The following is a 26,330-nucleotide window of genomic DNA, read 5'->3' as shown; positions in this document are numbered from 1 at the left end:
CCTACGGCGCCGGGCCCCGAGGTGCGGCGCCCCGTCCCCGCAGCACGGCTGCTGCTACGGTCAGGCGTCAGACACCGATACGTACGTACGACAGAAGGTGGGCGAACGGTGGCACGGAGCAGCTCGGGATTCGTGGCCGGGCTCACCGCGATGGCCGTCGCCGCGGTCGCGTTCCTGGCCTATCAGGCATCCGCGTCCGCGCCGGCCCCGGCCCAGCTGGCGGCGGACTCGCGCACTCCGGCCAAGGCCCCCACGGCCGCGGCGACCGACAAGCCGAAGAAGCCGCGCAAGGACCCCATAACGCTGCCGGAGGGCTCGGGCAAGGGCGAGCGTGTCGTCTACAGCCTGGACGAGCGCCGGGTGTGGCTGGTCGACGCGAAGAACAAGATCACCCAGAGCTTCACGGTGATGCCGAGCACGGTGTCGCCGAAGCCCGGCTCGTACGCGGTGACCTCGCGGACCGCGACGGTGCTGGGCTCCGACGGCGTCCAGATCGAGCACGTGGTGCGGTTCGCGGTGGCGAAGGACGTGGCGGTCGGCTTCAGCGCGGCGGTGGACGGCTCGACGCCGAGCCCGGACCCGGCGAAGAAGACCGGCGGCATCCGGATGAAGCGCACGGACGCGGACGCGCTGTGGGCGTTCGCGTCGATCGGCGCGAAGGTCGTCGTCGTCCCCTGAGGCCTCACCCGGAAAGTCCCTCCTCTGCTCCTACGTGTGGGCGGGGGCCGGGGAGTCGATGTCGTCCATGAAGGCGAGCATCCGGGCGTTGACGACGTCGGGGTGGTCGATCTGCGGTCCGTGGCCCGTCGCGGAGACGATCTCGGCGCGGGCACCGGCGACGAGCCGCGGCACGCGTTCCAGCTGCCGCTTCGGGTGCACGAGCAGGCTGTGCTTGCCCATGACGACGTAGAGCGGGGTCCGGATGGACCGCAGCGCGTCCTCGGAGAGCGGCAGGGGCGCGGGGCGGCGGATCCGGTACGCGCGCGCACCGAGCTGGACCCACGTCCGCATCTCGGGGTCGTCGACGACCGGCTGGTCCAGCCAGGCGGCGAGCCGCGGCCGCAGCGCCGTGGGGGCGAAGGTGGCGAACAGGCTGACGAAGACCCAGACGAAGAAGCGCAGCCCCACCTTCTCCAGACCGCCGGGGTCGAGGGCCGTGACGGAGGCGAGCCGGCCGGGGCGCCGGTGGGCCTGGTTGAGCACGAGCCAGCCGCCGTACGAGGACCCGACAAGATGGACGCGGTCGAGGCCGAGCGCGTCGAGGGTCTCGTCCATCCACTGGGCGGCCCGCTCGGGCTGCGACATCGGCTCGCGCTGGACGCTGCGACCCGCGTCACCCGGGGTGTCGAACGCGTAGACGGGCCGGTCGGCGCTGAGCCCCCGGGTGTTGGGGCACCACATGGCGGAGGAGTAGCCGGCGCCGTGGATCAGGACGATCGGGGTACGGGACTCGGCCGCGGGGTCCACCGGGCCGTACCGGTACACGTGCGTGGTGCCGAAGCTCGTCTCGACGTCCGTCTCGGAGCGGACGGGCGCCCCGCGCGCGTAGAGCACGTCGGCGGCGGCGAAGTAGCGGTCGCGGAGCTCGTCGTCGACGTAACGGCCGACGTCACGGCGCACGCGGATCGCGTTCTCGGGCACGGGGCACCTCCGGAAGGACTCTTCGTGATACGACCGTACCACCATACTGATACGGCGGTACCATAAAAGAGTTCCGGGAGCCCGGCCCCCGGCCCCCGGACCACGAACCACGAACACCCACCATCCCGACGGGCGGAGACACCGGCATATGCCGAAACGCGTGGACCATGAGGAACGGCGCACCCAGATCGCCGAGGCGCTCATCCGGGTCGCCGGACGGCGCGGGCTGCACGCCGTCGGCATGCGCGACGTGGCCGCCGAGGCCGGCGTGTCACTCCGGCTGGTGCAGTACTACTTCGAGACCAAGGAGAAGCTGCTCTTCTACGGGCTCCAGCACCTGACCGCCCGCTTCACGGCACGCGCCCGCGCCCGCCTGGCCGCCGCGGGTCCGGAGCCCGGGCCGCGCGCCGCCATCGAGGCGCTGCTGCTGGCCTCCCTGCCGACGGACGGGGAGAGCCGCACCTTCCACCTCGTCTACACCTCGTACTCACTGCTGTCCGTGACCGACGAGGCGCTGGCCGCGCAGCCGTTCATCGACAACCCCGACGCGGCGGAGAACGCGCTGACCGGCCTTCTCGAACAGGCCCGGGAGGCGGGCCTGACCGCTCCCGGCGTCGACGCCCGTACGGAGGCGATCAGCCTGCTCGCGATGGCGGCGGCCATGGGGACCAGCATCCTCGTGGGTCAGCGGAGCCCGGAGTCGGCGACGGCGGTACTGGAGCACCACCTGGACCGGATTTTCACGGCGCCGGCGATGGCGCCGGCGACCGCGGCCCGCGCCTGATCCTCCGCCTACGCACCCGCCCCGGGCTCGTGAAAAAGGGCGCGCCGTCAGAACCGCCCGGACCGCTCAAGCCACCCGGACCACCCGGACCACCCGGACCACTCAGGCGGCCTCGTGACGCACGGTCCCTCTCCCGCCTTGATCCCCGCCCTGATCCCCGTCCTCACCGGCGCTGTCACTCCGGCCGGAGATCCGGGGAATCGCCGCGACATCGGGGTCGTCCGGGATCGCGCGCTCGCGGGGCGGGGTCGACACGGCGTCGGCCGCCGCGCAGGCCGCCAGCAGGTCGCGCATCGAGACCGTGTCCGCACCGCGCCCGGTGCTCGTGGTGCCGTCCCGCTCGGGCGTCGCCATGCATGCCTCCCGTAGGTTAGGTACACCTAACCAGCTCGTGCATCCATGTCATCACGTCGGGGAGCGCACGCGCAACATTTTCCCGACACGTTGTCGGAACGCACCCGCGCGGCCCCGCGAACATCACCCCTGGGCGTCGCGGGCGGTTACTCAGAGCAGCCGCAGGTCCTCGTCCGCCCAGCGTGCGCCGATGCCGTGCAGCATGACCGTGCGCCGGTCGTCGTCCGTGTCGCCGACGACCCGGTGGATGAGGACGTGCAGCCGGTCGTCGGTGAGGTCCTCGACCTTGCCGTCGCCCCACTCCACCACCACGACCGAGTCGGGCAGCGAGACGTCGAGGTCCAGGTCCTCCATCTCGTCGAGGCCGCCGCCGAGCCGGTACGCGTCGACGTGCACGAGTGCCGGGCCGCCGGTCAGCGAGGGGTGGACGCGCGCGATGACGAACGTCGGGGAGGTGACCGCGCCCCGGACCCCCAGGCCCTCGCCGAGCCCGCGGGTCATCGTGGTCTTGCCGGCGCCCAGCTCGCCGGTGAGCATGACGAGGTCGCCGGGGCGCAGCAGCGTGGCGAGCCGGCGGCCCAGCTCCCGCATGAGCTCGGGCGAGTCGACGGCGAGGGTGGCCTGGTTGAGCGGGCCGGCCTGGCCGGCGGGGTCGAGCGAAGTCTCCATGCCAGCCAACTTAACCGTTGTCGCGCCCCGCACCTTCCGGCCGAAGGGCCTCCCCCGCCCGCACGAGCAGGTCGGCGAGCCGGCCGGTGACGACCTCCGGCCGCTCCAGCATCACGAGATGCCCGGCGTCGGGCACGATCACCAGCTCCGCGCCGGGCAGGGCGCTGGCGATGGCCTCGGTGTGCGCGGGGGGCGTGACCACGTCCTGGTCGCCCACGAGGGCGAGCACCGGAAGGTTCCGGAAGGCGGCCAGGGCGGCGGTCTTCTCGTGCTCGGCGAACGCCGGGTAGAACTCGGCGACGACGTCGATCGGGGTCGACTCGATCATCCGCTCGGCGAAACGGGCGACGGCCGGGTCGACGTCCTTCGTCGCGAACGAGTACTTCTTGACCAGGCCGGCGAACAGATCGGTGGCGGCCCGCCGCCCCCGCTCGACCAGTTCGACGCGTGTCCCGAGGGTGCGCAGCACCCCGGGCAGCACCCGGCGCACGGCCTTGACGCCGGCCGCCGGCAGCCCGTAGCTGACCTCGTCGAGCCGCCCCGCCGACGTCCCCACGAAGGCGACGCCCGCGACCCGCTCCCGTACGAGCTCCGGGTAGCGGTCGGCGAGCGCCATGATCGTCATCCCGCCCATGGAGTGCCCGACCAGGACCAGCGGCCCCTCGGGCGCGGCGGCGTCGAGGACGGTCTTCAGGTCGCGGCCCAGCCGGTCGATGGAGACGGGCTCCCCGTCGGGCCCGGCCTGGGAGACGCCGCGCCCCGAACGGCCGTGGCTGCGCTGGTCCCAGTAGACGGCACGGACGCGGCCGCGCAGGGCGGCGCGCTGGAAGTGCCAGGAGTCCTCGTTGAGACAGTAGCCGTGGCAGAAGACGACGGTGGGATCCCCCGCCCCCGCTCCCGCGGGCTCGTCGACTTCGTCGACCTCGTACAGAAGCTCGGTGCCGTCGTCGGCGAACGCGCGGCCCGGAGTACCGCGCAGGGTGCCGTACGGGCCTTCGGCGTCGAGCGCGAGCCGCGCCTTCTCCCGTACGGAGCGGCCTATCGCGAGCCGCTCGATCGCGACCCCGGCCGCCGCGCCCACGGCGAGCACGCCCACCGCGGCCCCGGCCCAGCCGGCCCGCCGCCAGGTGTCGTCGCCCACGACCGACCGCCCCCTCTACTCCCCTACGTACACCCGCGGCACACGCGCGCCGATCCGGGTGACGATCTCGTACGCGATGGTGTCGGCGGCGTCGGCCCAGTCCTGCGCGCTGGGCTCGCCCCGGTCGCCGGGGCCGAACAGCACGGCCTCCGCGCCCGGTTCGACCTCGTCGCCCGACAGATCGACGACGAACTGGTCCATGGCGACCCGCCCCGCCACCGTCCGCACCCGGTCGCCGACCAGGACCGGGCCGCGCTGGGAGGCGTGCCGCGGGATGCCGTCGGCGTAGCCGAGCGGGACGAGGCCGAGGGTGGTCGGGCCGGGGGTGACGTAGTGGTGCCCGTACGACACACCGTGGCCGCCGGGCACCTGCTTCGCCAGCGCGACGCTCGCCTTCAGGGACATCACCGGCCGCAGCCCGAGACCGGCGGAGGTGCCGATCGCGGGGTCGGGCGAGACGCCGTACATCGCGATCCCGGGCCGGACGAGGTCGAAGTGCGCCTCGGGAAGGGTGAGCGTGGCCGGGGAGTTGGCGATGTGCCGCACCTCGGGCCGGATCCCGGCCCGCTCGGCGTGGCCGAGCATCGACCGGAACGTGTCCAGCTGCGCGACGATCGACGGGTGCCCGGGCTCGTCGGCGCAGGCGAAGTGCGACCACAGACCGGTGACCTTCACGAGGCCCTCGGCCTCGGCCTTGAGCGCGGCCGTGACCAGTTCGGGCCAGTCGGCGGGCTGGCAGCCGTTGCGGCCGAGCCCGGTGTCGGCCTTGAGCTGGATCCGCGCCCGCCGCCCGGTCTCCCGCGCGGCGGCGGTGACCTCGGCCAGCGCCCACAGGCCGCTCACCGACATGTCGAGCCCGGCCTCGATGCCCTCGGCCCACGGGTCGCCCGGCGTCCACAGCCAGCACATGATCCGCGGCTCGGTCAGCCCGGCCGCCCGCAGCGCCAGCGCCTCGTGCGGCGTCGCGGTCCCCAGCCAGGTCGCCCCGGCCGCGAGCGCCGCCTCCGCACAGCGCACGGCACCGTGCCCGTACGCGTCCGCCTTCACCACGGCCATCAGCTGGACGTGGGGCGCGACACGGGCGCGCAGCGTACGTACGTTCGCGCGCAGCGCCTCGAGATCGATCTCGGCACGGGCTCGGCAGGGCAGCGGTGTCTGGTTCATCGCGCCCTAGTCTCTCAGGTGCGCAACCCCCCACCCACGTACCGGCCCCACACTCCCCCCATATCCCCACCAATCCCCACACCCCACCACCGGGAAGCGGCCCACAACCCTCACCCCCCCACCCACCTCCCTCTCCCACCCCGCGGGCGAGGGGGCGGACGCGAACCGGACGGGAGCGGGGGCCGGGGAGGGGAATCGACGTTCGAAACGTAAAGCGTGATGTGTGGCGCGGGAACAAGGACCCGAGGTTCTCGTGGGACCAGACCCGCGCCGTAAATCATGCAGTGCAGAACGCGACCCCCTCCCCGGCCCCCGCGCACCCACCACGAACCTCAGCGCACGGCACCCCGGACGTCCGCCCAGGCCCCCGCCACCGCAGCCGCCACCTCCACCGCGGTCACCGGCGCCCCCGCGCCCCCCGCACCGACACCCGCGCCCCGCGCGGCCCGCCGCCCCGCCAACCCGTGCACATACGCGGCCACCGCCCCCGCGTCCACCGCCGACAACCCCGCCGCCAGCAACGACCCGCCCACCCCCGACAGCACGTCCCCGCTCCCCGCCGTCGCCAGCCACGCCGTCCCCGTCGGGTTCACCCGCACGACGCCCGCCCCGCCCGCCGGACACACCAGCGTCGTGGACCCCTTGAGCAGCACGGTCGCCCCGTACCGCGCGGCGAGTTCGCGTACGGCGGTGAGCCGCTCCGCCTCGACTTCCTCCCGGGAGGTGCCGAGCAGTGCGGCCGCCTCCCCGGCGTGGGGGGTGAGGAGGGTGGGTGCCGAACGGGCCGCGAGCGCCGTGGGGGTGAGCCCGCGCAGCCCGTCGGCGTCGACGAGGACGGGGACGTCGGAGGCGAGGACGTCCGCGACGCCGGGTTCGTCGCCGAGGCCGGGCCCGACGACCCAGGCCTGGACGCGCCCGGCCTTGGCGGGCGGCCCGGCGTGGACGAGGGTCTCGGGGTGGGCGGCGATGACGGCGTCGGCGGCGTGGCCGACGTACCGGACGGCTCCGGCGCCGCCGCGCAACGCGCCGGTGACGGCGAGGACGGCGGCGCCGGGGTAGCGGGCGGAGCCGGCGACGATGCCGACGACGCCGCGCCGGTATTTGTCGCTGCCGGCGCCGGGCGCGGGCAGCAGCGCGGCCACGTCGGCGTGTTGCAGGGCTTCGAGGTCGGGGGCGGGGAGGTACGGGCCGAGCCCGATGTCGACGAGCCGGAGGGCGCCGGCGTACGCGCGTGCCGGGTCGACGAGGAGCCCCGGTTTGTACGTGCCGAAGGTGACGGTCGCGTCGGCACGGAGCGCTTCCCCCGCGACTTCGCCGGTGTCGGCGTCGACGCCGCTCGGCAGGTCGACGGCGACGACGACGGCGTCGGAGCCGCGGGCCGCCCGGGCGACGGGGACGGCGTCGGGCCGCAGTCCGCCGCGTCCGCCGATGCCGGTGATGCCGTCGAGGACGAGGTCGGCGGCGGCGAGGACGTCGTACGGGTCTTCGGCGACGTGTCCGCCGGCGGCGCGGAGTGCGGCGAGCCCGCCTTCGTGGGCGCGGGCGCCGAGCAGGACGGCGTGGACCGCGGCGCCGCGCCGGGCGAGCCGGGCGCCGGCGTAGAGGGCGTCGCCGCCGTTGTCGCCGCCGCCGACGAGGAGGACGACCCGGGCCCCATACACCCGGCGCAGGAGCCCCGCGCACGCGGCGGCGAGTCCGGCGGCGGCACGCTGCATGAGGGCGCCGTCGGGGACCCGGGCCATGAGTGCGGCCTCGGCGGCCCGGACGGTCTCGACTCGGTGTGCGCTGCGCATGGCTCAACCCTCGGCGATCACCACCGCCGACGCCACCCCCGCGTCGTGGCTGAGGGACACGTGCCAGTGCCGTACGCCGAGCTCGGCGGCGCGGGCGGCGACGGTGCCGCGGACGCGGAGCCGCGGCTGACCGCTGCTCTCGACGTACACCTCGGCGTCGGTCCAGTGCAGGCCCGCGGGCGCACCCAGGGCTTTGGCCACGGCTTCCTTCGCGGCGAACCGCACCGCGAGGGAGGCGGGCCCGCGCCGCTCGCCGCTGGGGAGCAGGAGCTCCCGTTCGACGAAGAGGCGCTGGACGAGGCCCGGCGTCCGTTCCAGTGACGCGGCGAACCGGTCGATCTCGGCCACGTCGATCCCCACCCCGATGATCATTTCTTCACTCACTCCACTGTCACGGATTTGGCCAGGTTGCGTGGCTGGTCTACCTCGTTGCCCCGGGCCGTGGCCAGTTCGCAGGCGAAGACCTGCAGGGGCACGGTGGCGACCAGCGGCTGAAGCAGCGTAGGCGTGACGGGGATACGGACGAGATGGTCGGCGTACGGGACGACGGCCTCGTCGCCCTCCTCGGCGATGACGATCGTGCGGGCGCCGCGGGCCCGGATCTCCTGGATGTTGGAGACGATCTTGTCGTGCAGGACGGACCGGCCGCGCGGCGAGGGGACGATGACGACGACCGGCAGGTCCTGCTCGACGAGGGCGATCGGCCCGTGCTTGAGCTCGCCGGCGGCGAAGCCCTCGGCGTGCATGTAGGCGAGTTCCTTGAGCTTGAGGGCGCCTTCGAGGGCGACGGGGTGGCCGACGTGCCGGCCGAGGAAGAGGACGGTGTCCTTGTCGGCGAGGGAACGGGCGAGCACGCGGACGGGCTCCATGGTGCCGAGGACGTGCTCCACCTCGTCGCCGATCCGGGCGAGCTCGTGGATGAGGGCCTGGATCTCGTCGCCCCACTGGGTGCCGCGCACCTGCCCGAGGTAGAGGGCCAGCAGGTAGCAGGCGACGAGCTGGGTCAGGAACGCCTTGGTGGACGCGACCGCGACCTCGGGTCCGGCGTGGGTGTAGAGGACGCCGTCGGACTCGCGGGGGATGGTGGAACCGTTGGTGTTGCAGACGGCGAGGACCTTCGCGCCCTGTTCGCGCGCGTGGCGCAGCGCCATGAGGGTGTCCATGGTCTCGCCGGACTGGGAGATCGCGACGACGAGGGTACGGGGGCCGAGGATCGGGTCCCGGTAGCGGAACTCGCTGGCCAGCTCCACCTCGCAGGGGATCCGGGTCCAGTGCTCGATGGCGTACTTGGCGATGAGCCCGGCGTGGAAGGCCGTCCCGCAGGCCACCACGACGATCTTGTCGGCCTCGCGCAGCACGGCGTCGGGGATGCGCAGCTCGTCGAGACGGAGCCGGCCCTCGGTGTCGATCCGGCCGAGAAGGGTGTCGGCGACGGCCTTGGGCTGCTCGGCGATCTCCTTGAGCATGAAGGAGGCGTAGCCACCCTTCTCGGCTGCGGAGGCGTCCCAGTCGATGTGGTACGTCCGGACGTCGGCGGGCGCGCCGTCGAAGTCGGTGACCGTGACGGAGTCGCGGGTCAGCTCGACGACCTGGTCCTGGCCGAGTTCGATGGCGGTGCGGGTGTACGCGATGAAGGCGGACACGTCGGAGGCGAGGAAGTTCTCGCCCTCGCCGACACCGACGACGAGCGGGGAGTTGCGGCGGGCGCCCACCACCACGTCCGGCTGGTCGGCGTGCACGGCGACCAGCGTGAACGCGCCGTCGAGCCGCCGGCACACCAGCCGCATGGCCTCGCCGAGGTCGCCGGCGGAGGAGAACTCCTCGGCGAGCAGATGGGCCACGACCTCGGTGTCGGTCTCGGACACGAGCACATGCCCGCGGTCGGCCAGCTCGGCGCGCAGGGCGGCGAAGTTCTCGATGATGCCGTTGTGGACGACGGCGACGCGGCCCGCGTTGTCGAGGTGCGGATGGGCGTTGGTGTCGGTGGGGGCGCCATGGGTGGCCCACCGGGTGTGCCCGATGCCGGCGGGCCCGCTCGGCAGCGGGCGTTCCGCCAGCTCCTTCTCCAGGTTGACGAGCTTTCCGGCCTTCTTCGCGGCGGCGAGCCCGCCGTCACTGAGCACCGCGACCCCGGCCGAGTCGTAGCCGCGGTATTCGAGCCGCTTCAGACCGGCGACGACCACATCGAGCGCCGACTGCCCGCCGGCGTAACCCACGATTCCGCACATGTCGGCACCTTACGGCGGACCACCCCGAATCGGGTGGAACGCACACGGAGGCCCACCCGTACCGGGCCGGTTCGGCGCAGCCGCACGACCGGGCACCGGCCCGGGCGGACCGAGTCGGGCACCGGCGAACCGACGCCGCCGTCGCCGCGCCTGAAGTCCGCTTCTGGAGCTCCGCTTCGACATCGACGGCAACGCCCAGCGCATCACCTACTGGATCGCGCCCGGCCGCCGCATCGTGCTTCTGACAGTGTTCAGGAAGGCCAGAATGTGCGAGACCGCGCCGCTGGAACGCACGCGTACCGCCCAGGCCCTCCACGAGGCCCACCCCGAACCAATCGCCGAACACGCCGTCCGTAGCCGCGACATCAAGGAGGAACCGCGATGAACCACGCCGAGTGGAAGACCCGCCGCCACCGCAGACTCCTGGGCGAAGCGGCAGAGGAAAACCCCGAGTACGACCGCCTCTACGAAGAGGCCGAACTGGCCCACGACCTCGGCCAGATGGTCTACGACCGGCGCACCGCTCTCGGCCTGTCGCAGGCCGAACTCGCCCATCGCTGCGGCATGCAGCAGCCCCAGATCTCGCGCATCGAAGGCGGTGGCACTGTCCCCACCATCCCCCTGCTGCGACGCCTCGCCCGCGCCCTCGACGCCGACCTGACGATCAACCTCACCCCTCACGGCAACGCCGCCTGAACGAACACCCGGGAATTCCGGAGCGGAGGCGCTTGGCGGCATGGTGCACGCCTTGCCGGATCGGATGACGAGGAAGTGGTGGGGTGAACAGCGTTCGCAGGTCCGCGAGGCAAAAGCTGGACGAGTTCCGCAGTCAGGGAAGCTTGTCCTCCGGCCCGCCGGAGGACAGCGGCTGGGACAGCCCGGGAGGAAGTCCCGGCCCGGCAAATGTCCTGCTCTTCGCGGTCAAGGCCGTGCTGCGGTTGCGCCAGGAGGCGGGGGCCGATGTCCAGGAGGTGCTGAGCGCGGTCGCCGGTGGCGCTTCGGAGCGCTCCGACATGGAGACCCTCGTCCGCGCGCTCGGCGGCGACATGGCCGCCGCTCGCGCGCTGGACTGGCTCGGGACCGGCCCCCTTGAGTCCGTGGTGGCCCTGCTCGACGCCCTGATCCGACTGGCGGGCCTGCGCGAGGAGGAGATCGACGAACTCCTCGTCCACGCCCAGTCGCTCGCCGACGAATGGGCACAGGCGGGAGGAGGGCTTCTCCCGGGGCTCCGTGGCATCGAAACGGGTCCGTGGGACGAGTCGGAACAGGGCGGCCGGCACGCAAAGGGCCTGCTCGATCTCGGCGGTCTGAGGATCCCGGACGATCCGGGCCTCGACCTCCGGATGGACAGAGGCGGAACTCCGCCCCGGCTCTGGGGCGTCACCCTTGTCCGCGGCAAGGAGACCGCACTGCAGCTCCAGGCGTTCCGCTCGCCGGATGGACCGCAGTGGGCGGACACCAGAGCTCGTCTCGCGCGGGACATACGCGCGCGGGGCGGCGAGGCCACGGAGTGGGCCGGCCGGCTCGGTCCAGAGCTGAGGTGCGTGATTCCCACCGAGGGGCCGGACCTGCGCAGGCGCCGCATGCCGGTTCTGATGCTGGGCTGCGACGGGCCGAACTGGCTGCTGCGGGGCGTGGTGACGGGGACGGACGCGGAGTCGGGGAACCCGGATTCCTGGGTCTACTCGTACGTCGAACGCGTCGTCGTCGTGCCGTCGTACGTACCGCCGTCGGCGGCCTCGCCGTCGGCGACGGACTTCGGGTTCGCGCTCCTCCGCCCGGCCGACGGCCCCATCCCGCTGCGCATGCCCGGGTGACACGAGGCAGAAAGAACGGGCCTCCGGCGGAGTGATCCGCCGGAGGCCCGTTCGCGCGTGCGGCCGAACCGGAAGAGCCGCGATCAGCCCAGCTTCTTCGCCTGGGTGTCGATGATGACCTGCGGCTGCTCCTTGACCTCGCCCGTGATGCTCAGCGTGGCGAAGGTCGCGAGGTTGTTGCCCTTGCGGAGGACGGCGAGCTTGGTGAGGAAGGGCTCGCCCTCCATGTCGCGGGTGACCGTCCAGGCCAGGGCCTCGTCGCCGGCGGTCACGGAGTCGGCGGCGACCTTGTTGATCTTGCTCTTCACGCCACCGGTGATGATGGTGAAGCCGCCCGTGCAGGACTCGCCCGCGGCCTTGAGGGAGGCCAGCGCCTTCTCGGCGCCGTCGGCGTCGTAGGAGCCGAGCGCCAGGGAGGTCACCGGCGCGCCGAGGGCGGCCATGGGGTCGGTGCCCTTCGTCGGGATCTCGACGGCCTTGCGCTGCGCCGTGGCGCCCGGGGTGCCCGTGGAGACGGCGGTCAGGGCCTCGGCCAGCGGCTCGCACTCCGGCTTGTCGGAGGAGACGGCGTCGGCGGCCAGGCTCTCCCCCGCCTTGAACTTCTGGACCTTGTGCCCCTTGAGGTCCGTCTGCTCGACGATCAGCTTCTCCAGCTCGGCCGCCGACAGCGCCTTCGCGTTCGGGTCGGCCTTGGGGGCGGCGGAGGCGGACGCGGGGGCGTCGGTCTTCTTCGCGTCGTCCTTGGCCGGCTTGTCGCTTCCGCCGCAGGCGGCGAGCAGCAGCGCGAGGGATCCGGCGGCGGTGGCGGCGGCGGTACGGCGGAGCAGGGTGCGGGGCATCGATCGACTCTCGGTTCGACTGTGTGATTCCTGTGAGGAGCTTATGGACGACACGCATCCTCTTGTCCGTGTACGGACGGTTCGGTACAAGATCGAGATCCGCACGGGGCCGTTCGGCACCCCGCGCCGCCGAGTGACCCACCCCACGCCCCGCCCGGGCCGGAGAGCCGGGACAATGTCCGGGTGATCGATTCTCCGTCCGGAAGCGCCAACGGGACCGTCCAGGGGACCGCCCGCGAGACAGCCCCCGGTAAGACCTCCGGCACCGGCGCGCCCTCGCGCCGGACCTCCGAGGCGACGCCGTACGTCGACCTCACCCGCGCCGAGTGGAGCGCCCTGCGCGACAAGACGCCGCTGCCGCTGACCGCCGAGGAGGTCGAGCGGCTCCAAGGCCTCGGGGACGTGATCGACCTCGACGAGGTGCGGGACATCTACCTGCCGCTGTCCCGGCTGCTCAACCTGTACGTCCAGGCCACCAGCGGCCTGCGCGGGGCTCTGAACACCTTCCTCGGCGAGCGCGGCGAGCAGCGCGGCACGCCCTTCGTCATAGGGGTCGCCGGCTCCGTCGCCGTCGGCAAGTCCACCGTGGCCCGCCTCCTCCAGGCGCTGCTCGCGCGCTGGCCGGAGCACCCGCGGGTGGAGCGGATCACCACCGACGGGTTCCTGTACCCGATGGAGGAGCTGAAGGCGCGCGGCCTGATGTCCCGCAAGGGCTTCCCCGAGTCGTACGACCGGCGCGCCCTCACCCGCTTCGTCGCCGACATCAAGGCGGGCAAGGAGGAGGTCACCGCGCCCGTCTACTCGCACCTGATCTACGACCGGGTGCCCGACGAGCAGCTGGTCGTGCGACGTCCCGACATCCTCATCGTGGAGGGCCTGAACGTCCTCCAGCCGGCCCTGCCCGGCAAGGACGGCCGCACCCGGGTGGGTCTCGCCGACTACTTCGACTTCTCCGTGTACGTGGACGCGCGCCCCGAGGACATCGAGGGCTGGTACCTCAACCGGTTCCGGAAGCTGCGTCAGACCGCGTTCCAGAACCCCGACTCGTACTTCCAGCGCTACACGCAGGTCTCCGAGGAGGAGGCCCTGGAGTACGCCCGCACCATGTGGCGGACCATCAACCGGGTGAACCTGCTGGAGAACGTGGCGCCGACCCGGGGCCGGGCCACGCTGGTGGTGCGCAAGGGACCGGACCACAAGGTGCAGCGGCTGAGCCTGCGCAAGCTCTGACCGGAGCCGGACGCCCCACGCGGACCCGGCATAGGACAGGTCCCCCGGGCCCATGGAACGGGTGCGGGGGACCTGTCATATGCCTGTACGTCGGTACGTGCCCTGGCGCCCGGCCTCAGCCCAGCGCGGCCTTCACCGCGTCCGCGAGCCGGCCCGCCACCGCGCCCGCCTGCTCCGTGTCCGCGGCCTCGACCATGACCCGCACCAGCGGCTCCGTGCCCGAGGGGCGCAGCAGGACGCGGCCGGTGGAGCCCAGCTCGCGCTCGGCCTCGCCGACGGCCTGGGCCAGCTCGGCGGAGGTGGACACGCGCGACTTGTCGACGTCCGGCACGTTGATGAGGACCTGCGGCAGCCGCTCCATCACGCCGGCGAGCTCCGCGAGCGGCTTGCCGGTGGCGGCGACCCGGGCCGCGAGCATCAGACCCGTCAGGGTGCCGTCGCCCGTGGTGGCGTGGTCGAGCACGATGACGTGGCCGGACTGCTCGCCGCCGAGGGCGTAGCCGTGCTCCTTCATGGCCTCCAGGACGTAACGGTCGCCGACCGCCGTCTGGACGAAGTGCAGGCCCGCGCGCTCCATGGCGAGCTTGAAGCCGAGGTTGGACATCACCGTGGCGACGACCGTGTCGCCGCGCAGCGTGCCGGCCTCGCGCATGGCGAGGGCGAGGACGGCGAGGATCTGGTCGCCGTCGACCTCGTTGCCGGCCGCGTCGACCGCGAGGCAGCGGTCGGCGTCGCCGTCGTGGGCGATGCCGAGGTCGGCGCCGTGCTCGACGACGGCGGCCTTGAGCAGGTCCAGGTGGGTGGAGCCGCAGCCGTCGTTGATGTTGAGGCCGTCGGGCGAGGCGCCGATGGTGACGATCTCGGCACCGGCGCGGGTGAACGCCTCCGGCGACACCCAGGCGGCGGCGCCGTGCGCCTCGTCGAGGACGATCTTGAGACCGTCGAGGCGGTTGGGCAGGACGGCGACGAGGTGGGCGACGTACTTGTCGAAGCCCTCGTCGTAGTCGCGCACCCGGCCGACGCCCGCGCCGGTGGGCCGGTCCCAGGGAGCGCCGGTGCGGTGCTCCTCGTACACGGCCTCGATCCGGTCCTCCAGGTCGTCGGCGAGCTTGTGGCCGCCGCGCGCGAAGAACTTGACGCCGTTGTCGGGCATCGCGTTGTGCGAGGCGGACAGCATCACGCCGAGGTCGGCGCCGAGCGCGCCGGTGAGGTACGCGACGGCCGGGGTGGGCAGCACGCCGACCCGGAGCACGTCGACGCCCGCGCTGGCGAGGCCGGCGACGACCGCGGCCTCCAGGAACTCGCCCGAGGCGCGTGGGTCGCGCCCCACCACGGCGGTCGGCCGATGGCCCTCGAAGGTGCCCGCTTCGGCGAGCACGTGCGCGGCCGCGACCGACAGGCCGAGTGCCAGCTCAGCCGTCAGGCCCGCGTTGGCCACGCCACGCACGCCGTCCGTGCCGAAGAGTCGTCCCACAGCTGTCCTCCGAAAGTGCTCCGAAAATGCGATGCCCTGACCGGCTGATGCCCGCTTCCGCATCCGAACCGTTCAGAAGGTGCCCAGGTTCGCGCCCAGGTGTGTTCCCAAGACTATGAAACAAAGGTTTGGAAAAGCCGAACGCCCCGGCGGCACGGGAGTGCCGCCGGGGCGCGCGGACCGGCCGAGCAGGCCGAGCAGGCGATTTAGCGCTTGCTGTACTGCGGAGCCTTACGGGCCTTCTTGAGACCGGCCTTCTTCCGCTCGACCGCACGGTCGTCACGGGAGAGGAAGCCGGCCTTCTTCAGCGGGCCGCGGTTGTTCTCGACGTCGGCCTCGTTGAGGGCGCGGGCCACGCCGAGGCGCAGGGCGCCGGCCTGGCCGGACACGCCGCCACCCGCGATGCGGGCGATGACGTCGTAGCGGTTGTCGAGCTCGAGCACCTTGAAGGGCTCGTTGACTTCCTGCTGGTGCACCTTGTTCGGGAAGTAGTCCTCGAGGGTGCGACCGTTGATCTTCCACTTGCCGGTGCCCGGAACGATCCGGACGCGGGCGATGGCGTTCTTGCGACGGCCCAGGCCGGCGGCCGGCTGCGGGTCGCCGAAGCGGGAGGCGAGGGACTCGGAGGTGTACTCACCCTCGAAGGCCTCGGTCTCGGTCGTGTACTCCTCGACGCCGTCGAACTCTTCGATGGTCGTCTCGGGGGTGGTCTCGGCCACGATGCTCCTCAGATTCTTTTCGTCTTAGGGGGTGGCCGGAACTACTGCGCGACCTGGGTGATCTCGAACGGAACCGGCTGCTGGGCAGCGTGCGGGTGGTTCTCGCCCGAGTAGACCTTCAGCTTCGAGATCATCTGACGGCCCAGGGTGTTCTTGGGGATCATGCCCTTGATGGCCTTCTCGACGGCCTTCTCAGGGTTCTTCTCGAGCAGCTCGTCGTAGCGCATGGAGCGCAGACCACCCGGGTAGCCAGAGTGGCGGTAGGCCATCTTCTGGGTCTTCTTGTTACCCGACAGGTGGACCTTGTCAGCATTGATGATGATGACGAAGTCGCCCATGTCCATGTGGGGGGCGTAGACGGGCTTGTGCTTGCCTCGCAGGAGGTTCGCAGCCGTCGTCGCGAGACGACCCAGGACGACGTCCCGCGCGTCAATGATGTGCCACTGGCGAGTGACATCGCCGGGCTTGGGGCTGTACGTACGCACTTCGTAGCCTTCGCTTCTTCAGTGGATGGAGTCCAGACACGCCTGAAGCGATCATGCAGCTGGGGCCCGCACTGCCGGGTCATCGCCCGTATGCGAGCCACTGGTAACTGCTCCAGGGAACCTGCGCAGGCTCCTTCGCATGAGAACGACGAAGCCACTACGCATAACAGACCGCAACACTACCCGCGCCACCCCCGACGGTTCAAATCGAGCGGAAGCGCCAGGTCAGCGTGCCCGCTCGACCCGCCGCTCGTCCCACACCGGCTCGCTCGTCTCCCGGACGACCCCGTCCGAACCGAAGACCAGGTAGCGGTCGAAGGAGCGGGCGAACCAGCGGTCGTGGGTGACCGCGAGGACCGTGCCCTCGTAGGACTCCAGGCCGTCCTGGAGGGCCTCCGCCGACTCCAGGTCCAGGTTGTCCGTGGGCTCGTCCAGGAGCAGCGCGGTGGTGCCGGCGAGCTCCAGGAGGAGGATCTGGAAGCGGGCCTGCTGGCCGCCGGAGAGCTTCTCGAAGGGCTGGTCGCCCTGCCGCTCCAGCTCGTAGCGGCGCAGGATGGACATCGCGCCGCCGCGGTCCTTGGCGTGCTCCGTCCACAGGATGTCGACGAGCGAGCGGCCGAAGAGCTCGGGGTGCGCGTGGGTCTGGGCGAAGTGGCCCGGCACGACGCGCGCGCCCAGCTTCCAGGCACCCGTGTGGGCCACCGACTCGTCGCCCGCGAGCAGCCGCAGGAAGTGCGACTTCCCGGAGCCGTTCGAGCCGAGGACGGCCACCCGCTCGCCGTAGAAGATCTCCAGCGAGAACGGCTTCATCAGGCCGGTGAGCTCCAGGTTCTCCACGGTCACCGCCCGCACGCCGGTCCGGCCGCCGCGCAGCCGCATCCGGATGTCCTGCTCGCGCGGCGGCTCCGGGGGCGGGCCCGCCTCCTCGAACTTCCGCAGCCGGGTCTGCGCCGCCGCGTACCGCGAGGCCATCTCGTGGCTGACCGCGGCCGCCTGCCGCAGCGTGAGCACCAGCTTCTTCAGCTGCGCGTGCTTCTCCTCCCAGCGCCGCTTCAGCTCCTCGAAGCGCGCGAAGCGCTCCCGCCTCGCCTCGTGGAAGGTGTCGAAGCCGCCGCCGTGCACCCAGACGTCCGAGCCGCCCGGGCCCGGCTCCACGGCCACGATCTTCTGCGCGGCGCGGGACAGCAGCTCCCGGTCATGGGAGATGAAGAGCACGGTCTTGCGGGTCTCCCGCAGCCGCTCCTCCAGCCAGCGCTTGCCGGGGACGTCCAGATAGTTGTCCGGCTCGTCGAGCAGCAGCACCTCGTCGTTGCCGCGCAGCAGGTACTCCAGGACCAGCCGCTTCTGCTCGCCGCCGCTGAGGGTGGTCACCTGCCGGAACTGCGCCTTGTCGTACGGGACGCCCATGGCCGCCATCGTGCACATGTCCCACAAGGTCTCGAACTCGTACCCCTGCGCCTCCGCCCAGTCGCTCAGCGCCTGGGCATATGCCATCTGAGCGGCCTCGTCGTCGACCGTCATGATGCGCTCCTCCGCCGCGTCGACCGCCTTCGCGGCCTCCCGGATGCGCGCCGGGGCGACGGAGACCAGCAGGTCGCGGACGGTGGAGCCGTCCCGTACGGAGCCGACGAACTGCGGCATCACGCCGAGCCCGCCACTGACGGTGACGGTGCCGCCGTGCGGCTGGAGCTCGCCGGCGATCATCCGGAGCAGCGTGGTCTTGCCGGCGCCGTTGGCGCCGACCAAGGCGACCACCGCGCCCTCGCCGACCCGGAAGGAGACGTCCCCGAGCAGGACCCTCCCGTCCGGCAGGTAGTACTCCAGATGTGCGGCCTCGACATGTCCCATAGGGGGCATTGTCACCGCCCGCGCGGCCCGATCCCAACCAAATATGCCCGACCTCATATCCGCGGACCCGGCGACGGACCCGCGTCGGCCCTCCGGCGGACCGACAGCGGACCGACGGCGGACCGACGGCGGCCGACCCCTCGGCATATGCCGCCGAAGGGCCGGCCGGACCCGTCACACCCGCGCTTCCCGGGTCAGGAGGCCGTGCAGGCGCCCACCGCGGGAGGCGTGGCGTCCGTGCTGGTGACCGTGAAGCCGAAGCTGGTGGAGGCCCCGGCCCCGACCGAGCCGTTGTGGGCCGCGTTCGTCACCGTCACCACGTTCCCGCTGGTGGAGCCGGTCCCGTTCCAGACGGTGGAGACGGTCTGCCCGGACGTGAAGGTCAGCGGCACCTTCCAGCCGCTGATCGCCGCGCCGCCGGCCGTGATGGTGACCGTGCCGTTGTACCCGCCGTTCCAGGACTGCGCCGTGGTGTACGTCGCCGTGCACGACTTGGTGCCGCCGGGCGGAGTCGTCGGAGGCGTCGTGGGAGGAGTCGTGGGGGGCGTGGTCGGCGGTGTCGTGGGCGGGGTGGTGCCGCCGTTCAGCACGTCGAGGACCGAGGTGTACGCGGGCTTCTTCTGGTACGAGCCGTCGAAGAGCAGCGGGGTGCCGCTGGAGCGCCACGAGTACTTGTCGGTGACGCCCCACACGGTGATGCCCGTGCAGCGGGTCACCGCGAGGCAGCCCCGGACCACGGTGGCGTAGTTGTTCGCCTGCGCGGTGCCCGACCCCTCGATGTCCAGCTCGGTCAGCTGCACGTCGACGCCGAGGTCGGCGAAGCGCTGCAGGTTGGCCTGGAAGTCGGAGGGCACCGGCGAGTTGGGGTTGAAGTGCCCCTGGAAGCCGACGCAGTCGATCGGCACGCCGCGGGTCTTGAAGTCCTTGACCATGTTGTACACGGCGGTGGACTTCGCGTTGACCCCGTCGGTGTTGTAGTCGTTGTAGCAGAGCTTGGCCGCGGGGTCGGCGGCCCGCGCGGTGCGGAACGCCTCCTCGATGAAGCCGTTGCCCAGCTTGTCCTGGAACGGCGAGCTGCGCCGGGCGCCGCTGGAGCCGTCCTGGAACGCCTCGTTCACCACGTCCCAGGCGGCGATCTGGCCCTTGTAGTGGGTCATCACCGAGGTGATGTGGTTGTTCATCGCCGTCCGCAGCTCGTCGGCGCCGAGCGAGCCCACCCAGCCCGGCAGCTGGGAGTGCCACACCAGGGTGTGCCCGCGCACCTGCATGTTGTGGCTCTTGGCGTGGGTGACGATCTTGTCGGCGTTGGTGTACGAGAAGCTGCCGCGGTTCGGCTCGACCGCGTCCCACTTCATCTCGTTCTCGGGCGTCACCGAGTTGAACTCCGCGTTCAGCGTGGCGGCGTAGTCCGTCTCGCCGAGGTGGTTGTTGGCGACGGCCGTACCGAAGTACCGGCCCTTCGCCGACGCGGCCGCGCCGAGGCTGCTCGCCGCCTCCGCCGTACCGGCCAGGGCGACGACCGCCCCGCCGGCGGCCAGGGCACTCGCGGTCCCGACGACGAGTGCCTTTCTCGCGGCCGTATGCCATAAGGCCTTGATGCTCATCGACTTGCGATCCTTCCGCTCGTTGGGGGGTGGAGCAGGATCGAACGAGCAGCGGACGACTCCGAGCGATACCCCGCCCGAAACTTTCGATAGGAAGAATCCATGCCGGGCGGCGCTCACCGCTGCGAACGCAGAAATTAGCGAAACAGAGGGGACGCTGGCGCCACCCTGAGCATTCTTTGTTACGAAACTCTGCCGAAAGTTTCGAGCACGGCGAGGTCCCGAGGATGTCCCGGTACCGCCCGCTCAGCCGATCCGCCGTGAACGCGGTATTAGGATGCGCCGCATGAGCTTTGGGGGGCCTCAGTGGCCGCAGCAGGGCCCGGGACAGCAGCCGTACGGGCAGGGGCAGGGGCAGGGGCAGCAGGGATACGGGCAGGGGCCACAGGCGTCACCGCCCCCGCAGCCCCCGTGGCAGCAGCCTCAGCAGCAGCCGGGGGCGTTCCCGGGCGCGCCCGCCGCACAGCCCGCCCAGCCCGACGGCACCCCGGACTGGGGCGCCCTCGCCGACGCGTCGAACGCCCGTTCCCGCCGCAAGCGCCGGCTGATGATCGGCGGCGGCGCGGTCGCCGCGCTCGCCGTGGGGGCCGTCGTCGCCACCGCGATCGTCGCCACCAACAAGAGCAACGACGAGGCCAAGAACGGCGGCACCACCGCGACCGGCCCGGCGACCCCCTCGGACACCACCACCCCGTCGCCGGCGTTCTCCTCCGTCGCCCCGCTGCCGCCGCCGAACCCGCGCGACTACATCTCCGACGAGAAGAAGGACACGGCGCCGCTGTCCGCCGAGGGCCTGTTCCCCGGCAAGAAGCTGACCATGAGCGGCCGCGTCTACCTCAAGGGGGCGACCGCCTCCACCACGAACTGCGCCGCCGTCACGGTCGGCGGCCTCGGCTCGGCCCTCGCGGACAACGGCTGCACGCGCGTCCTGCGCGCCACCTACGTCAAGGACGGCGTCGCCGTCACCGTCGGCGTGGCCGTCTTCCCCACCGAGAAGCAGGCCACCCAGGCGAAGAAGCAGGCCACCGGCGGCATCGCCACGCTCTCCGGCGCCGGCGTCGCCGACTTCTGCCACGCCACGGTCTGCCTGCGGCGCACCAACGCGATCGGCCGCTACGTCTATCTCACCCAGGCCGGCTTCCAGAACGGCCGCAAGGTCACCTCCGGCGACCAGGCCGTCTTCCAGACCAGCGGCGACCTGGGCACCTTCGCCTTCAACCAGATCTACGCCCGCGGCAAGAGCCAGGCCTCAGCAGCAGCCCGCGCTCCCGGGGAGTGACCGCTTGTTGCGCGCCTCCCGGCTGCGGGTGGCGAGCAGCTCGTCGGCCGGGTAGCCGACCTCTTCGAGGGTGAGGCCGTGCGGCCGTACGACGTGCACGGCCGAGTCCCGTACGCCCGCGGCCAGCACCTTGCCGGGCCACTCCACCGGCCGGTGCCCGTCACCGACGAACAGAAGGGCGCCCACCAGCGAGCGCACCATGTTGTGGCAGAAGGCGTCGGCCTTGACCGTGGCCTCCAGGATCCCGTCGGAGCGGCGCTCCCAGCGCAGCTCCTGCAGGGTGCGGATGGTGGTGGCGCCCTCGCGCTTCTTGCAGTACGCGGCGAAGTCGTGCTCGCCGACGAGGTGCTCGGCGGCGGCGTTCATGGCGTCCATGTCGAGGGTCCAGTCGTGCCACAGCACATGGCCGCGCAGCAGCGGGTCGACACCGCCGGGGTGGTCGGTGACCCGGTACGCGTACCGGCGCCAGATCGCCGAGAACCGGGCGTTGAAGCCCGCCGGCGCCTCCTCGGCCGACCAGATCCGCACATCGTGCGAGAGCCGCCCGGCGAGCCGCCTGAGCAGCTTCTCGCGGTGCTCCTCCCACAGCGCGCCCGGCAGGTCGACGTGCGCGACCTGGCCGCGCGCGTGCACCCCGGCGTCCGTACGGCCGGCGACCGTCAGCTCGTACGTCTCGGTGGAGCGGGTGACGGTACGCAGGGCGTCCTCGATCTCGCCCTGGACGGTGCGCTGCCCGCGGGCCTGCTTGGCCCAGCCGGAGAAGTCCTTGCCGTCGTACGACAGGTCGAGCCTGACCCGTACGAAACCGTCCGCTACCTCGTCGCTCACGCCGTCCATCCTCTCAAAACCCGGTATACGCGGAACGGGCCCGCACCCCGAAGGGTGCGGGCCCGCCCACGAGATCGTTCAGAACGCTCAGGCGTCCTGCGCGGCCTCGTCGGCCTCCTTGACGGCGCGCTTGGTGGCGGCCTCGGCCTCGGCGACGGTCGCCTTCTTGGCGATCTCGCCCTCGACCAGCTCGATCACGGCCATCGGGGCGTTGTCGCCACGACGGTTGCCGATCTTGGTGATACGGGTGTAACCACCCGGACGCTCCGAGTAACGCGGGGCGATCTCGGTGAAGAGGGTGTGGACGATGCCCTTGTCGGTGATCGTCTGCAGCACCAGGCGACGGTTGTGGATGTCGCCCTTCTTCGCCTTGGTGATCAGGCGCTCGGCGACCGGACGCAGACGGCGGGCCTTGGCCTCGGTCGTCGTGATGCGGCCGTGCTCGAACAGCGCCTTCGCCAGGTTGGCGAGGAGCAGCTTCTCGTGAGCGGCGGAACCGCCGAGGCGGGCACCCTTCGCGGGACGCGGCATGGTGTTTCTCCTAGGTGTCTGCCCTGGCCGTATGAGGTACCGGGGTCAGTATCCGAGCAGGCGGTTACCTGTCGGAGACCCGCGCTCCCGAAGGAGCGCGGGGAACCGCGGGGCCGGCCGAAGCCGGCCCGCGGCGCGATCGGGACGGGCCGTGAGGCCCGGCGATCAGTACTGCTCGGTCTCGACGAAGCCCGCGTCCGCGTCGTCGTCGGCGCCGAAGGCGTCGGCGGCGGCGGTCGGGTCGAATCCGGGCGGGCTGTCCTTGAGGGCCAGGCCCATGCCGGCCAGCTTCGCCTTGACCTCGTCGATCGACTTCGCACCGAAGTTGCGGATGTCGAGCAGGTCGGCCTCGGAACGCGCCACGAGCTCACCCACGGAGTGGATGCCCTCGCGCTTGAGGCAGTTGTAGGAGCGGACCGTGAGCTCCAGCTCCTCGATCGGCAGCGCCAGGTCGGCGGCCAGGGCGGCGTCCGTCGGGGACGGACCCATGTCGATGCCCTCGGCGTCGATGTTCAGCTCGCGGGCGAGACCGAACAGCTCGACCAGGGTCTTGCCGGCGGACGCCATGGCGTCACGCGGGCGCATGGCCTGCTTGGTCTCGACGTCGACGATGAGCTTGTCGAAGTCGGTGCGCTGCTCGACTCGGGTCGCCTCGACCTTGTAGGTGACCTTCAGCACGGGGCTGTAGATGGAGTCGACCGGGATACGGCCGATCTCCTGGCCCACCTGCTTGTTCTGGACGGCGGAGACGTAGCCGCGACCGCGCTCGACGGTCAGCTCCATCTCCAGCTTGCCCTTGCCGTTGAGCGTGGCGAGGACCAGGTCGGGGTTGTGCACCTCGACACCGGCCGGCGGGGCGATGTCGGCGGCGGTGACCAGACCCGGGCCCTGCTTGCGCAGGTACATCACGACCGGCTCGTCGTGCTCCGAGGAGACGACCAGCTGCTTGATGTTCAGGATGAGGTCGGTGACGTCCTCCTTGACGCCCGGCACGGTGGTGAACTCGTGCAGGACACCGTCGATGCGGATGCTGGTGACAGCAGCGCCGGGGATCGACGAGAGGAGCGTGCGGCGGAGCGAGTTGCCGAGGGTGTAGCCGAAGCCCGGCTCCAGCGGCTCGATGACGAACCGGGAGCGGAACTCGTCGACGACCTCTTCGGTCAGCGACGGACGCTGAGCGATAAGCATGTCTTCGTTTCCTTCAGTCGTGGACGCCCACTATTTGACGTCCGCTGATACTGCAAGGGTACGGGCGGCACCGCCCCATGGGAGCCGTACCGCCCGGACACTCGAGAACGCACAGGTGCGTCCGCTGCGGCCTGACCGCGAGGTCAGGTCCTGACCACAGGGTCAGACGCGGCGGCGCTTCGGCGGACGGCAGCCGTTGTGCGGGGTGGGGGTGACGTCCTGGATCGAGCCGACCTCGAGGCCGGTGGCCTGGAGGGAGCGGATCGCGGTCTCACGGCCGGAGCCGGGACCCTTGACGAAGACGTCGACCTTGCGCATGCCGTGCTCCTGCGCGCGGCGAGCGGCCGACTCGGCGGCCATCTGCGCGGCGAACGGGGTGGACTTGCGCGAGCCCTTGAAGCCGACGTGGCCGGCGGAGGCCCAGGAGATCACGTTGCCCGCGGGGTCCGTGATCGAGACGATCGTGTTGTTGAACGTGCTCTTGATGTGCGCGTGGCCGTGAGCGACGTTCTTCTTTTCCTTGCGGCGCACCTTCTTGGCAGCGCCCTGACGACCCTTGGGGGGCATCTCTTACTCCTACGGGAGGTGGTCGGTCCTACAGCGAAGACCGCTTGGTCAAGCGTCCGCTGAGGACTACTTCTTGCCCGGCTTCTTCTTACCGGCGATGGCGCGACGCGGGCCCTTGCGGGTACGAGCGTTCGTGCTGGTGCGCTGGCCGCGGACGGGCAGGCCACGACGGTGGCGCAGACCCTGGTAGCAGCCGATCTCGACCTTGCGGCGGATGTCGGCGGCGATCTCGCGGCGGAGGTCACCCTCGGTCTGGAGGTTGGCGTCCACGTACTCGCGGATCTTGACGAGGTCTTCCTCGGCAAGGTCGCGGACACGGATGGACTGGTCCACGCCGGTCGCGGCGAGGATCTCCTCGGACCGGGTACGCCCGATGCCGAAGACGTAGGTGAGTGCGACCACCACGCGCTTTTCGCGCGGGATGTCAACACCGGAAACGCGTGCCATTCAATGGCTCCTGTGTTCTCGGGGGTCTGCTGCAGAACCGCTCCCGGCTGCCGTATCAGGTACAGGTCGGGTCCCCGGCCCCCGCCGGAGGTGCCGTCAGCCGTGGATCACGACCGGACGGGTTCTGCGTATGTACGTGTTGCTATGCGTCGCGCGAAGACTGCGAGATGCAGGTCGGTCGGCGTGCGTCAGCCCTGGCGCTGCTTGTGGCGCAGGTTGTCGCAGATGACCATGACCCGGCCGTGGCGGCGGATCACCTTGCACTTGTCGCAGATCTTCTTGACGCTCGGCTTGACCTTCATGGGATGTGAGGTTCTCCGGGTCAGTGCCATCACCCGCGCGCGAAGCGGGGTGCGGGCAAGATCTACTTGTACCGGTAGACGATCCGGCCACGCGTCAGGTCGTACGGAGACAGCTCCACGACGACCCGGTCGTCCGGAAGGATACGGATGTAGTGCATCCGCATCTTGCCGGAGATGTGCGCGAGGACCTTGTGACCGTTCTGGAGTTCCACCTTGAACATGGCGTTCGGCAGGGACTCGATCACGGTGCCCTCGATTTCGATGGCACCTTGCTTCTTGGCCACGCTTCGCCCTTCGAATCGGCTACCTTGATCGACTCTCGCCGCCGTGTGCGGACACACGGGTATACGAGAGCCGACGCGTCAGTCTACGCCAGCCGCCAGGAAAACACGAATCCGGACAGTCTGCCCCAAGCGGAAGATCGTTACGCGGAGCTTCGCGGAACTCCCGCGCGGCGGGATCCCGGCCCCGCCGCGCCGTCGGTCCGCCGTCGGTCCGGTCCCGCTACGCCAGCGGGTCCGGCGCGGCGGTGACGCCCAGCTCCGCCAGCTTCGCCTTGCCGCCGTCCACCGCGGTCAGGACCAGCGGGCCCTCCTCGGTGAGGGCGATGCTGTGCTCCCAGTGCGAGGACCAGGTGCCGTCCGTCGTGATGACGGTCCAGTCGTCGGCGAGGACCTCGGTCCTCGGGGTGCCGAGGGAGACCATCGGCTCGATCGCCAGGCAGAAGCCGGGGACCAGCTTCGGGCCCTTGCCGCGCTTGCGGGCGACGTAGTTCAGCAGGTGCGGGTCCATGTGCATCTCGGTGCCGATGCCGTGGCCGCCGTAGTCCTCGATGATCCCGTACCGGCCGAGGCTGTGGTCGCCCACGGCCGGCCGCGGCTGGCGCTTGATGTACGACTCGATCGCCCGGGAGACGTCGACCAGACGGGCGCCGACGCGCATGGCGGCGATGCCGGCCCACATCGACTCTTCGGTCACCCGCGACAGCTCGATCAGTTCCGGTGCGTGACCGGTGCCGACGAAGGCGGTGTACGCGGCGTCGCCGTGCCAGCCGTCGACGATCGCGCCGCAGTCGATGGAGATGATGTCGCCGTCCTTGAGGACGGTCTTCTCGTCCGGGATGCCGTGGACGACGACCTCGTTCACCGAGGTGCAGATGGTGGCGGGGAAGCCGCCGTACCCGAGGAAGTTCGACTTCGCCCCGTGGTCCGCGATCACCTTGCGCGCGACCTCGTCCAGGTCCCGGGTGGTCGCGCCGGGCACGGCCACCTCGCGGGTCGCCGCGTGGATGGCCGCGACGACCAGCCCCGCCTCGCGCATCTTCGCGATCTGCTCGGGGGTCTTGATCTGCACCATCGTGGCCGCGGCCTTTCCTTCGGGAAACAAGGGGTCGGAACA

Annotated in this window: 29 protein-coding genes; 7 read left to right on the top strand and 22 right to left on the bottom strand. The window is 71.4% G+C overall.

Features of this window, described 5'->3' with window-relative positions; all coding sequences use genetic code 11:
• Nucleotides 1-132 precede the first annotated feature (132 nt).
• Complete coding sequence (locus tag ABZ693_RS03195) at nucleotides 133-678, top strand: L,D-transpeptidase (protein WP_359872911.1); 546 nt, start codon at nucleotides 133-135, stop codon at nucleotides 676-678.
• 30 nt (nucleotides 679-708) lie between these two features.
• Here ABZ693_RS03195 and ABZ693_RS03190 read toward each other — a convergent pair whose 3' ends face one another.
• Nucleotides 709-1,641 (bottom strand): alpha/beta fold hydrolase, encoded by a 933-nt coding sequence (locus ABZ693_RS03190; RefSeq protein WP_359872739.1) that lies wholly within the window; start codon nucleotides 1,639-1,641, stop codon nucleotides 709-711.
• 148 nt (nucleotides 1,642-1,789) lie between these two features.
• Between ABZ693_RS03190 and ABZ693_RS03185 the strand changes: the two genes are divergently transcribed.
• Nucleotides 1,790-2,425 (top strand): TetR/AcrR family transcriptional regulator, encoded by a 636-nt coding sequence (locus ABZ693_RS03185; protein WP_359872737.1) that lies wholly within the window; start codon nucleotides 1,790-1,792, stop codon nucleotides 2,423-2,425.
• A gap of 102 nt (nucleotides 2,426-2,527) precedes the next feature.
• Here the strand turns inward: ABZ693_RS03185 and ABZ693_RS03180 are convergent, their stop codons facing one another.
• The 7 genes from ABZ693_RS03180 to glmS form a co-directional block, all read right to left on the bottom strand.
• Nucleotides 2,528-2,779 (bottom strand): hypothetical protein, encoded by a 252-nt coding sequence (locus tag ABZ693_RS03180; RefSeq protein WP_359872735.1) that lies wholly within the window; start codon nucleotides 2,777-2,779, stop codon nucleotides 2,528-2,530.
• A gap of 150 nt (nucleotides 2,780-2,929) precedes the next feature.
• A complete protein-coding gene (gene tsaE, locus ABZ693_RS03175) occupies nucleotides 2,930-3,448 on the bottom strand; it encodes a tRNA (adenosine(37)-N6)-threonylcarbamoyltransferase complex ATPase subunit type 1 TsaE (protein WP_359872733.1) in 519 nt (172 codons plus the stop codon).
• A gap of 10 nt (nucleotides 3,449-3,458) precedes the next feature.
• The gene (locus ABZ693_RS03170) at nucleotides 3,459-4,589 is read right to left on the bottom strand and encodes an alpha/beta fold hydrolase (protein ID WP_359872731.1); all 1,131 of its coding nucleotides are present in this window, start codon (nucleotides 4,587-4,589) and stop codon (nucleotides 3,459-3,461) included.
• 15 nt (nucleotides 4,590-4,604) lie between these two features.
• Nucleotides 4,605-5,753 carry an alanine racemase gene (gene alr / locus ABZ693_RS03165; protein WP_359872729.1) on the bottom strand — a complete coding sequence of 383 codons (1,149 nt, stop codon included), beginning with the start codon at nucleotides 5,751-5,753 and terminating at the stop codon, nucleotides 4,605-4,607.
• A 332-nt stretch (nucleotides 5,754-6,085) separates the two neighbouring features.
• Nucleotides 6,086-7,546: an NAD(P)H-hydrate dehydratase gene (locus ABZ693_RS03160; protein WP_359872727.1), complete on the bottom strand. Its 1,461-nt coding sequence runs from the start codon at nucleotides 7,544-7,546 to the stop codon at nucleotides 6,086-6,088.
• Nucleotides 7,547-7,549: 3 nt separating this feature from the next.
• The gene (locus tag ABZ693_RS03155) at nucleotides 7,550-7,918 is read right to left on the bottom strand and encodes a holo-ACP synthase (RefSeq protein WP_359872725.1); all 369 of its coding nucleotides are present in this window, start codon (nucleotides 7,916-7,918) and stop codon (nucleotides 7,550-7,552) included.
• An 8-nt stretch (nucleotides 7,919-7,926) separates the two neighbouring features.
• A complete protein-coding gene (gene glmS, locus ABZ693_RS03150; RefSeq protein WP_359872723.1) occupies nucleotides 7,927-9,774 on the bottom strand; it encodes a glutamine--fructose-6-phosphate transaminase (isomerizing) in 1,848 nt (615 codons plus the stop codon).
• A gap of 163 nt (nucleotides 9,775-9,937) precedes the next feature.
• On the opposite strand from glmS, the gene ABZ693_RS03145 reads away from it, so the two are divergent.
• The 3 genes from ABZ693_RS03145 (at nucleotide 9,938) to ABZ693_RS03135 (ending at nucleotide 11,591) form a co-directional block, all read left to right on the top strand.
• A complete protein-coding gene (locus ABZ693_RS03145; protein ID WP_359872909.1) occupies nucleotides 9,938-10,159 on the top strand; it encodes a type II toxin-antitoxin system RelE/ParE family toxin in 222 nt (73 codons plus the stop codon).
• A complete protein-coding gene (locus tag ABZ693_RS03140; protein ID WP_359872721.1) occupies nucleotides 10,156-10,470 on the top strand; it encodes a helix-turn-helix domain-containing protein in 315 nt (104 codons plus the stop codon). The genes ABZ693_RS03145 and ABZ693_RS03140 overlap by 4 nt, the downstream gene beginning before the upstream one ends.
• A gap of 143 nt (nucleotides 10,471-10,613) precedes the next feature.
• Nucleotides 10,614-11,591, top strand: a complete 978-nt coding sequence (locus ABZ693_RS03135; RefSeq protein ID WP_359872719.1) for a DUF3710 domain-containing protein — start codon at nucleotides 10,614-10,616, stop codon at nucleotides 11,589-11,591.
• Nucleotides 11,592-11,674: 83 nt separating this feature from the next.
• Here ABZ693_RS03135 and ABZ693_RS03130 read toward each other — a convergent pair whose 3' ends face one another.
• Nucleotides 11,675-12,430 (bottom strand): sensor domain-containing protein, encoded by a 756-nt coding sequence (locus tag ABZ693_RS03130; protein ID WP_359872716.1) that lies wholly within the window; start codon nucleotides 12,428-12,430, stop codon nucleotides 11,675-11,677.
• A 183-nt stretch (nucleotides 12,431-12,613) separates the two neighbouring features.
• Here ABZ693_RS03130 and coaA point away from each other — a divergent pair, with 183 nt between their 5' ends.
• Nucleotides 12,614-13,660 carry a type I pantothenate kinase gene (gene coaA, locus ABZ693_RS03125; RefSeq protein ID WP_359872714.1) on the top strand — a complete coding sequence of 349 codons (1,047 nt, stop codon included), beginning with the start codon at nucleotides 12,614-12,616 and terminating at the stop codon, nucleotides 13,658-13,660.
• Between the two features lie 115 nt (nucleotides 13,661-13,775).
• Here coaA and glmM read toward each other — a convergent pair whose 3' ends face one another.
• The 5 genes from glmM to ABZ693_RS03100 all read right to left on the bottom strand — a co-directional run bounded on the left by glmM (nucleotide 13,776) and on the right by ABZ693_RS03100 (nucleotide 19,790).
• Nucleotides 13,776-15,134 (bottom strand): phosphoglucosamine mutase, encoded by a 1,359-nt coding sequence (gene glmM, locus ABZ693_RS03120; protein WP_359872712.1) that lies wholly within the window; start codon nucleotides 15,132-15,134, stop codon nucleotides 13,776-13,778.
• A 206-nt stretch (nucleotides 15,135-15,340) separates the two neighbouring features.
• Entirely contained in the window at nucleotides 15,341-15,853 is a 513-nt protein-coding gene (gene rpsI, locus ABZ693_RS03115; protein WP_359872710.1) for a 30S ribosomal protein S9, read from the bottom strand.
• A 41-nt stretch (nucleotides 15,854-15,894) separates the two neighbouring features.
• Nucleotides 15,895-16,338: a 50S ribosomal protein L13 gene (rplM, locus tag ABZ693_RS03110; RefSeq protein WP_359872708.1), complete on the bottom strand. Its 444-nt coding sequence runs from the start codon at nucleotides 16,336-16,338 to the stop codon at nucleotides 15,895-15,897.
• A 225-nt stretch (nucleotides 16,339-16,563) separates the two neighbouring features.
• Nucleotides 16,564-18,186: an ABC-F family ATP-binding cassette domain-containing protein gene (locus ABZ693_RS03105; RefSeq protein ID WP_359872706.1), complete on the bottom strand. Its 1,623-nt coding sequence runs from the start codon at nucleotides 18,184-18,186 to the stop codon at nucleotides 16,564-16,566.
• Between the two features lie 194 nt (nucleotides 18,187-18,380).
• Nucleotides 18,381-19,790, bottom strand: a complete 1,410-nt coding sequence (locus tag ABZ693_RS03100; protein ID WP_359872704.1) for a glycoside hydrolase family 10 protein — start codon at nucleotides 19,788-19,790, stop codon at nucleotides 18,381-18,383.
• 286 nt (nucleotides 19,791-20,076) lie between these two features.
• Between ABZ693_RS03100 and ABZ693_RS03095 the strand changes: the two genes are divergently transcribed.
• Complete coding sequence (locus ABZ693_RS03095) at nucleotides 20,077-21,069, top strand: hypothetical protein (protein WP_359872702.1); 993 nt, start codon at nucleotides 20,077-20,079, stop codon at nucleotides 21,067-21,069.
• Here the strand turns inward: ABZ693_RS03095 and truA are convergent.
• The 8 genes from truA to map all read right to left on the bottom strand — a co-directional run bounded on the left by truA (nucleotide 21,040) and on the right by map (nucleotide 26,288).
• Nucleotides 21,040-21,906: a tRNA pseudouridine(38-40) synthase TruA gene (gene truA, locus ABZ693_RS03090; RefSeq protein ID WP_359872700.1), complete on the bottom strand. Its 867-nt coding sequence runs from the start codon at nucleotides 21,904-21,906 to the stop codon at nucleotides 21,040-21,042. The two genes, ABZ693_RS03095 and truA, sit on opposite strands and share 30 nt — an antisense overlap.
• 78 nt (nucleotides 21,907-21,984) lie before the next feature.
• Complete coding sequence (rplQ, locus tag ABZ693_RS03085) at nucleotides 21,985-22,428, bottom strand: 50S ribosomal protein L17 (protein WP_359872698.1); 444 nt, start codon at nucleotides 22,426-22,428, stop codon at nucleotides 21,985-21,987.
• 165 nt (nucleotides 22,429-22,593) lie between these two features.
• The gene (locus tag ABZ693_RS03080) at nucleotides 22,594-23,616 is read right to left on the bottom strand and encodes a DNA-directed RNA polymerase subunit alpha (RefSeq protein ID WP_003966937.1); all 1,023 of its coding nucleotides are present in this window, start codon (nucleotides 23,614-23,616) and stop codon (nucleotides 22,594-22,596) included.
• 162 nt (nucleotides 23,617-23,778) lie between these two features.
• Nucleotides 23,779-24,183, bottom strand: a complete 405-nt coding sequence (gene rpsK, locus ABZ693_RS03075; RefSeq protein WP_006376016.1) for a 30S ribosomal protein S11 — start codon at nucleotides 24,181-24,183, stop codon at nucleotides 23,779-23,781.
• A 66-nt stretch (nucleotides 24,184-24,249) separates the two neighbouring features.
• Complete coding sequence (gene rpsM / locus ABZ693_RS03070) at nucleotides 24,250-24,630, bottom strand: 30S ribosomal protein S13 (RefSeq protein WP_359872694.1); 381 nt, start codon at nucleotides 24,628-24,630, stop codon at nucleotides 24,250-24,252.
• Between the two features lie 188 nt (nucleotides 24,631-24,818).
• The gene (gene rpmJ, locus ABZ693_RS03065; protein ID WP_003956441.1) at nucleotides 24,819-24,932 is read right to left on the bottom strand and encodes a 50S ribosomal protein L36; all 114 of its coding nucleotides are present in this window, start codon (nucleotides 24,930-24,932) and stop codon (nucleotides 24,819-24,821) included.
• A 62-nt stretch (nucleotides 24,933-24,994) separates the two neighbouring features.
• Nucleotides 24,995-25,216 (bottom strand): translation initiation factor IF-1, encoded by a 222-nt coding sequence (gene infA, locus ABZ693_RS03060; RefSeq protein WP_003956442.1) that lies wholly within the window; start codon nucleotides 25,214-25,216, stop codon nucleotides 24,995-24,997.
• A gap of 220 nt (nucleotides 25,217-25,436) precedes the next feature.
• Entirely contained in the window at nucleotides 25,437-26,288 is an 852-nt protein-coding gene (gene map / locus ABZ693_RS03055; protein WP_359872692.1) for a type I methionyl aminopeptidase, read from the bottom strand.
• Between the last annotated feature and the right edge of the window lie 42 nt (nucleotides 26,289-26,330).

The sequence above is a fragment of the Streptomyces laurentii genome (assembly GCF_040635425.1).
GTDB classification, from domain to species: Bacteria; Actinomycetota; Actinomycetes; order Streptomycetales; family Streptomycetaceae; genus Streptomyces; species Streptomyces laurentii.
This window is presented reverse-complemented; position numbering and strand designations above follow the sequence as displayed.

Coding starts and splice junctions, on each gene's coding strand:
- rpmJ (WP_003956441.1), bottom strand. CDS start 24,932: ATGAAGGTCAAGCCGAGCGTCAAGAAGATCTGCGACAAGTGCAAGGTG.
- alr (WP_359872729.1), bottom strand. CDS start 5,753: ATGAACCAGACACCGCTGCCCTGCCGAGCCCGTGCCGAGATCGATCTC.
- tsaE (WP_359872733.1), bottom strand. CDS start 3,448: ATGGAGACTTCGCTCGACCCCGCCGGCCAGGCCGGCCCGCTCAACCAG.
- rpsK (WP_006376016.1), bottom strand. CDS start 24,183: ATGCCCCCCAAGGGTCGTCAGGGCGCTGCCAAGAAGGTGCGCCGCAAG.
- map (WP_359872692.1), bottom strand. CDS start 26,288: ATGGTGCAGATCAAGACCCCCGAGCAGATCGCGAAGATGCGCGAGGCG.
- rpsM (WP_359872694.1), bottom strand. CDS start 24,630: ATGGCACGCGTTTCCGGTGTTGACATCCCGCGCGAAAAGCGCGTGGTG.
- ABZ693_RS03185 (WP_359872737.1), top strand. CDS start 1,790: ATGCCGAAACGCGTGGACCATGAGGAACGGCGCACCCAGATCGCCGAG.
- rplQ (WP_359872698.1), bottom strand. CDS start 22,428: ATGCCGCGTCCCGCGAAGGGTGCCCGCCTCGGCGGTTCCGCCGCTCAC.
- ABZ693_RS03080 (WP_003966937.1), bottom strand. CDS start 23,616: ATGCTTATCGCTCAGCGTCCGTCGCTGACCGAAGAGGTCGTCGACGAG.
- ABZ693_RS03100 (WP_359872704.1), bottom strand. CDS start 19,790: ATGAGCATCAAGGCCTTATGGCATACGGCCGCGAGAAAGGCACTCGTC.
- ABZ693_RS03105 (WP_359872706.1), bottom strand. CDS start 18,186: ATGGGACATGTCGAGGCCGCACATCTGGAGTACTACCTGCCGGACGGG.
- truA (WP_359872700.1), bottom strand. CDS start 21,906: ATGGACGGCGTGAGCGACGAGGTAGCGGACGGTTTCGTACGGGTCAGG.
- glmS (WP_359872723.1), bottom strand. CDS start 9,774: ATGTGCGGAATCGTGGGTTACGCCGGCGGGCAGTCGGCGCTCGATGTG.
- ABZ693_RS03155 (WP_359872725.1), bottom strand. CDS start 7,918: ATGATCATCGGGGTGGGGATCGACGTGGCCGAGATCGACCGGTTCGCC.
- ABZ693_RS03160 (WP_359872727.1), bottom strand. CDS start 7,546: ATGCGCAGCGCACACCGAGTCGAGACCGTCCGGGCCGCCGAGGCCGCA.
- ABZ693_RS03130 (WP_359872716.1), bottom strand. CDS start 12,430: ATGCCCCGCACCCTGCTCCGCCGTACCGCCGCCGCCACCGCCGCCGGA.
- ABZ693_RS03140 (WP_359872721.1), top strand. CDS start 10,156: ATGAACCACGCCGAGTGGAAGACCCGCCGCCACCGCAGACTCCTGGGC.
- ABZ693_RS03095 (WP_359872702.1), top strand. CDS start 20,077: ATGAGCTTTGGGGGGCCTCAGTGGCCGCAGCAGGGCCCGGGACAGCAG.
- ABZ693_RS03180 (WP_359872735.1), bottom strand. CDS start 2,779: ATGGCGACGCCCGAGCGGGACGGCACCACGAGCACCGGGCGCGGTGCG.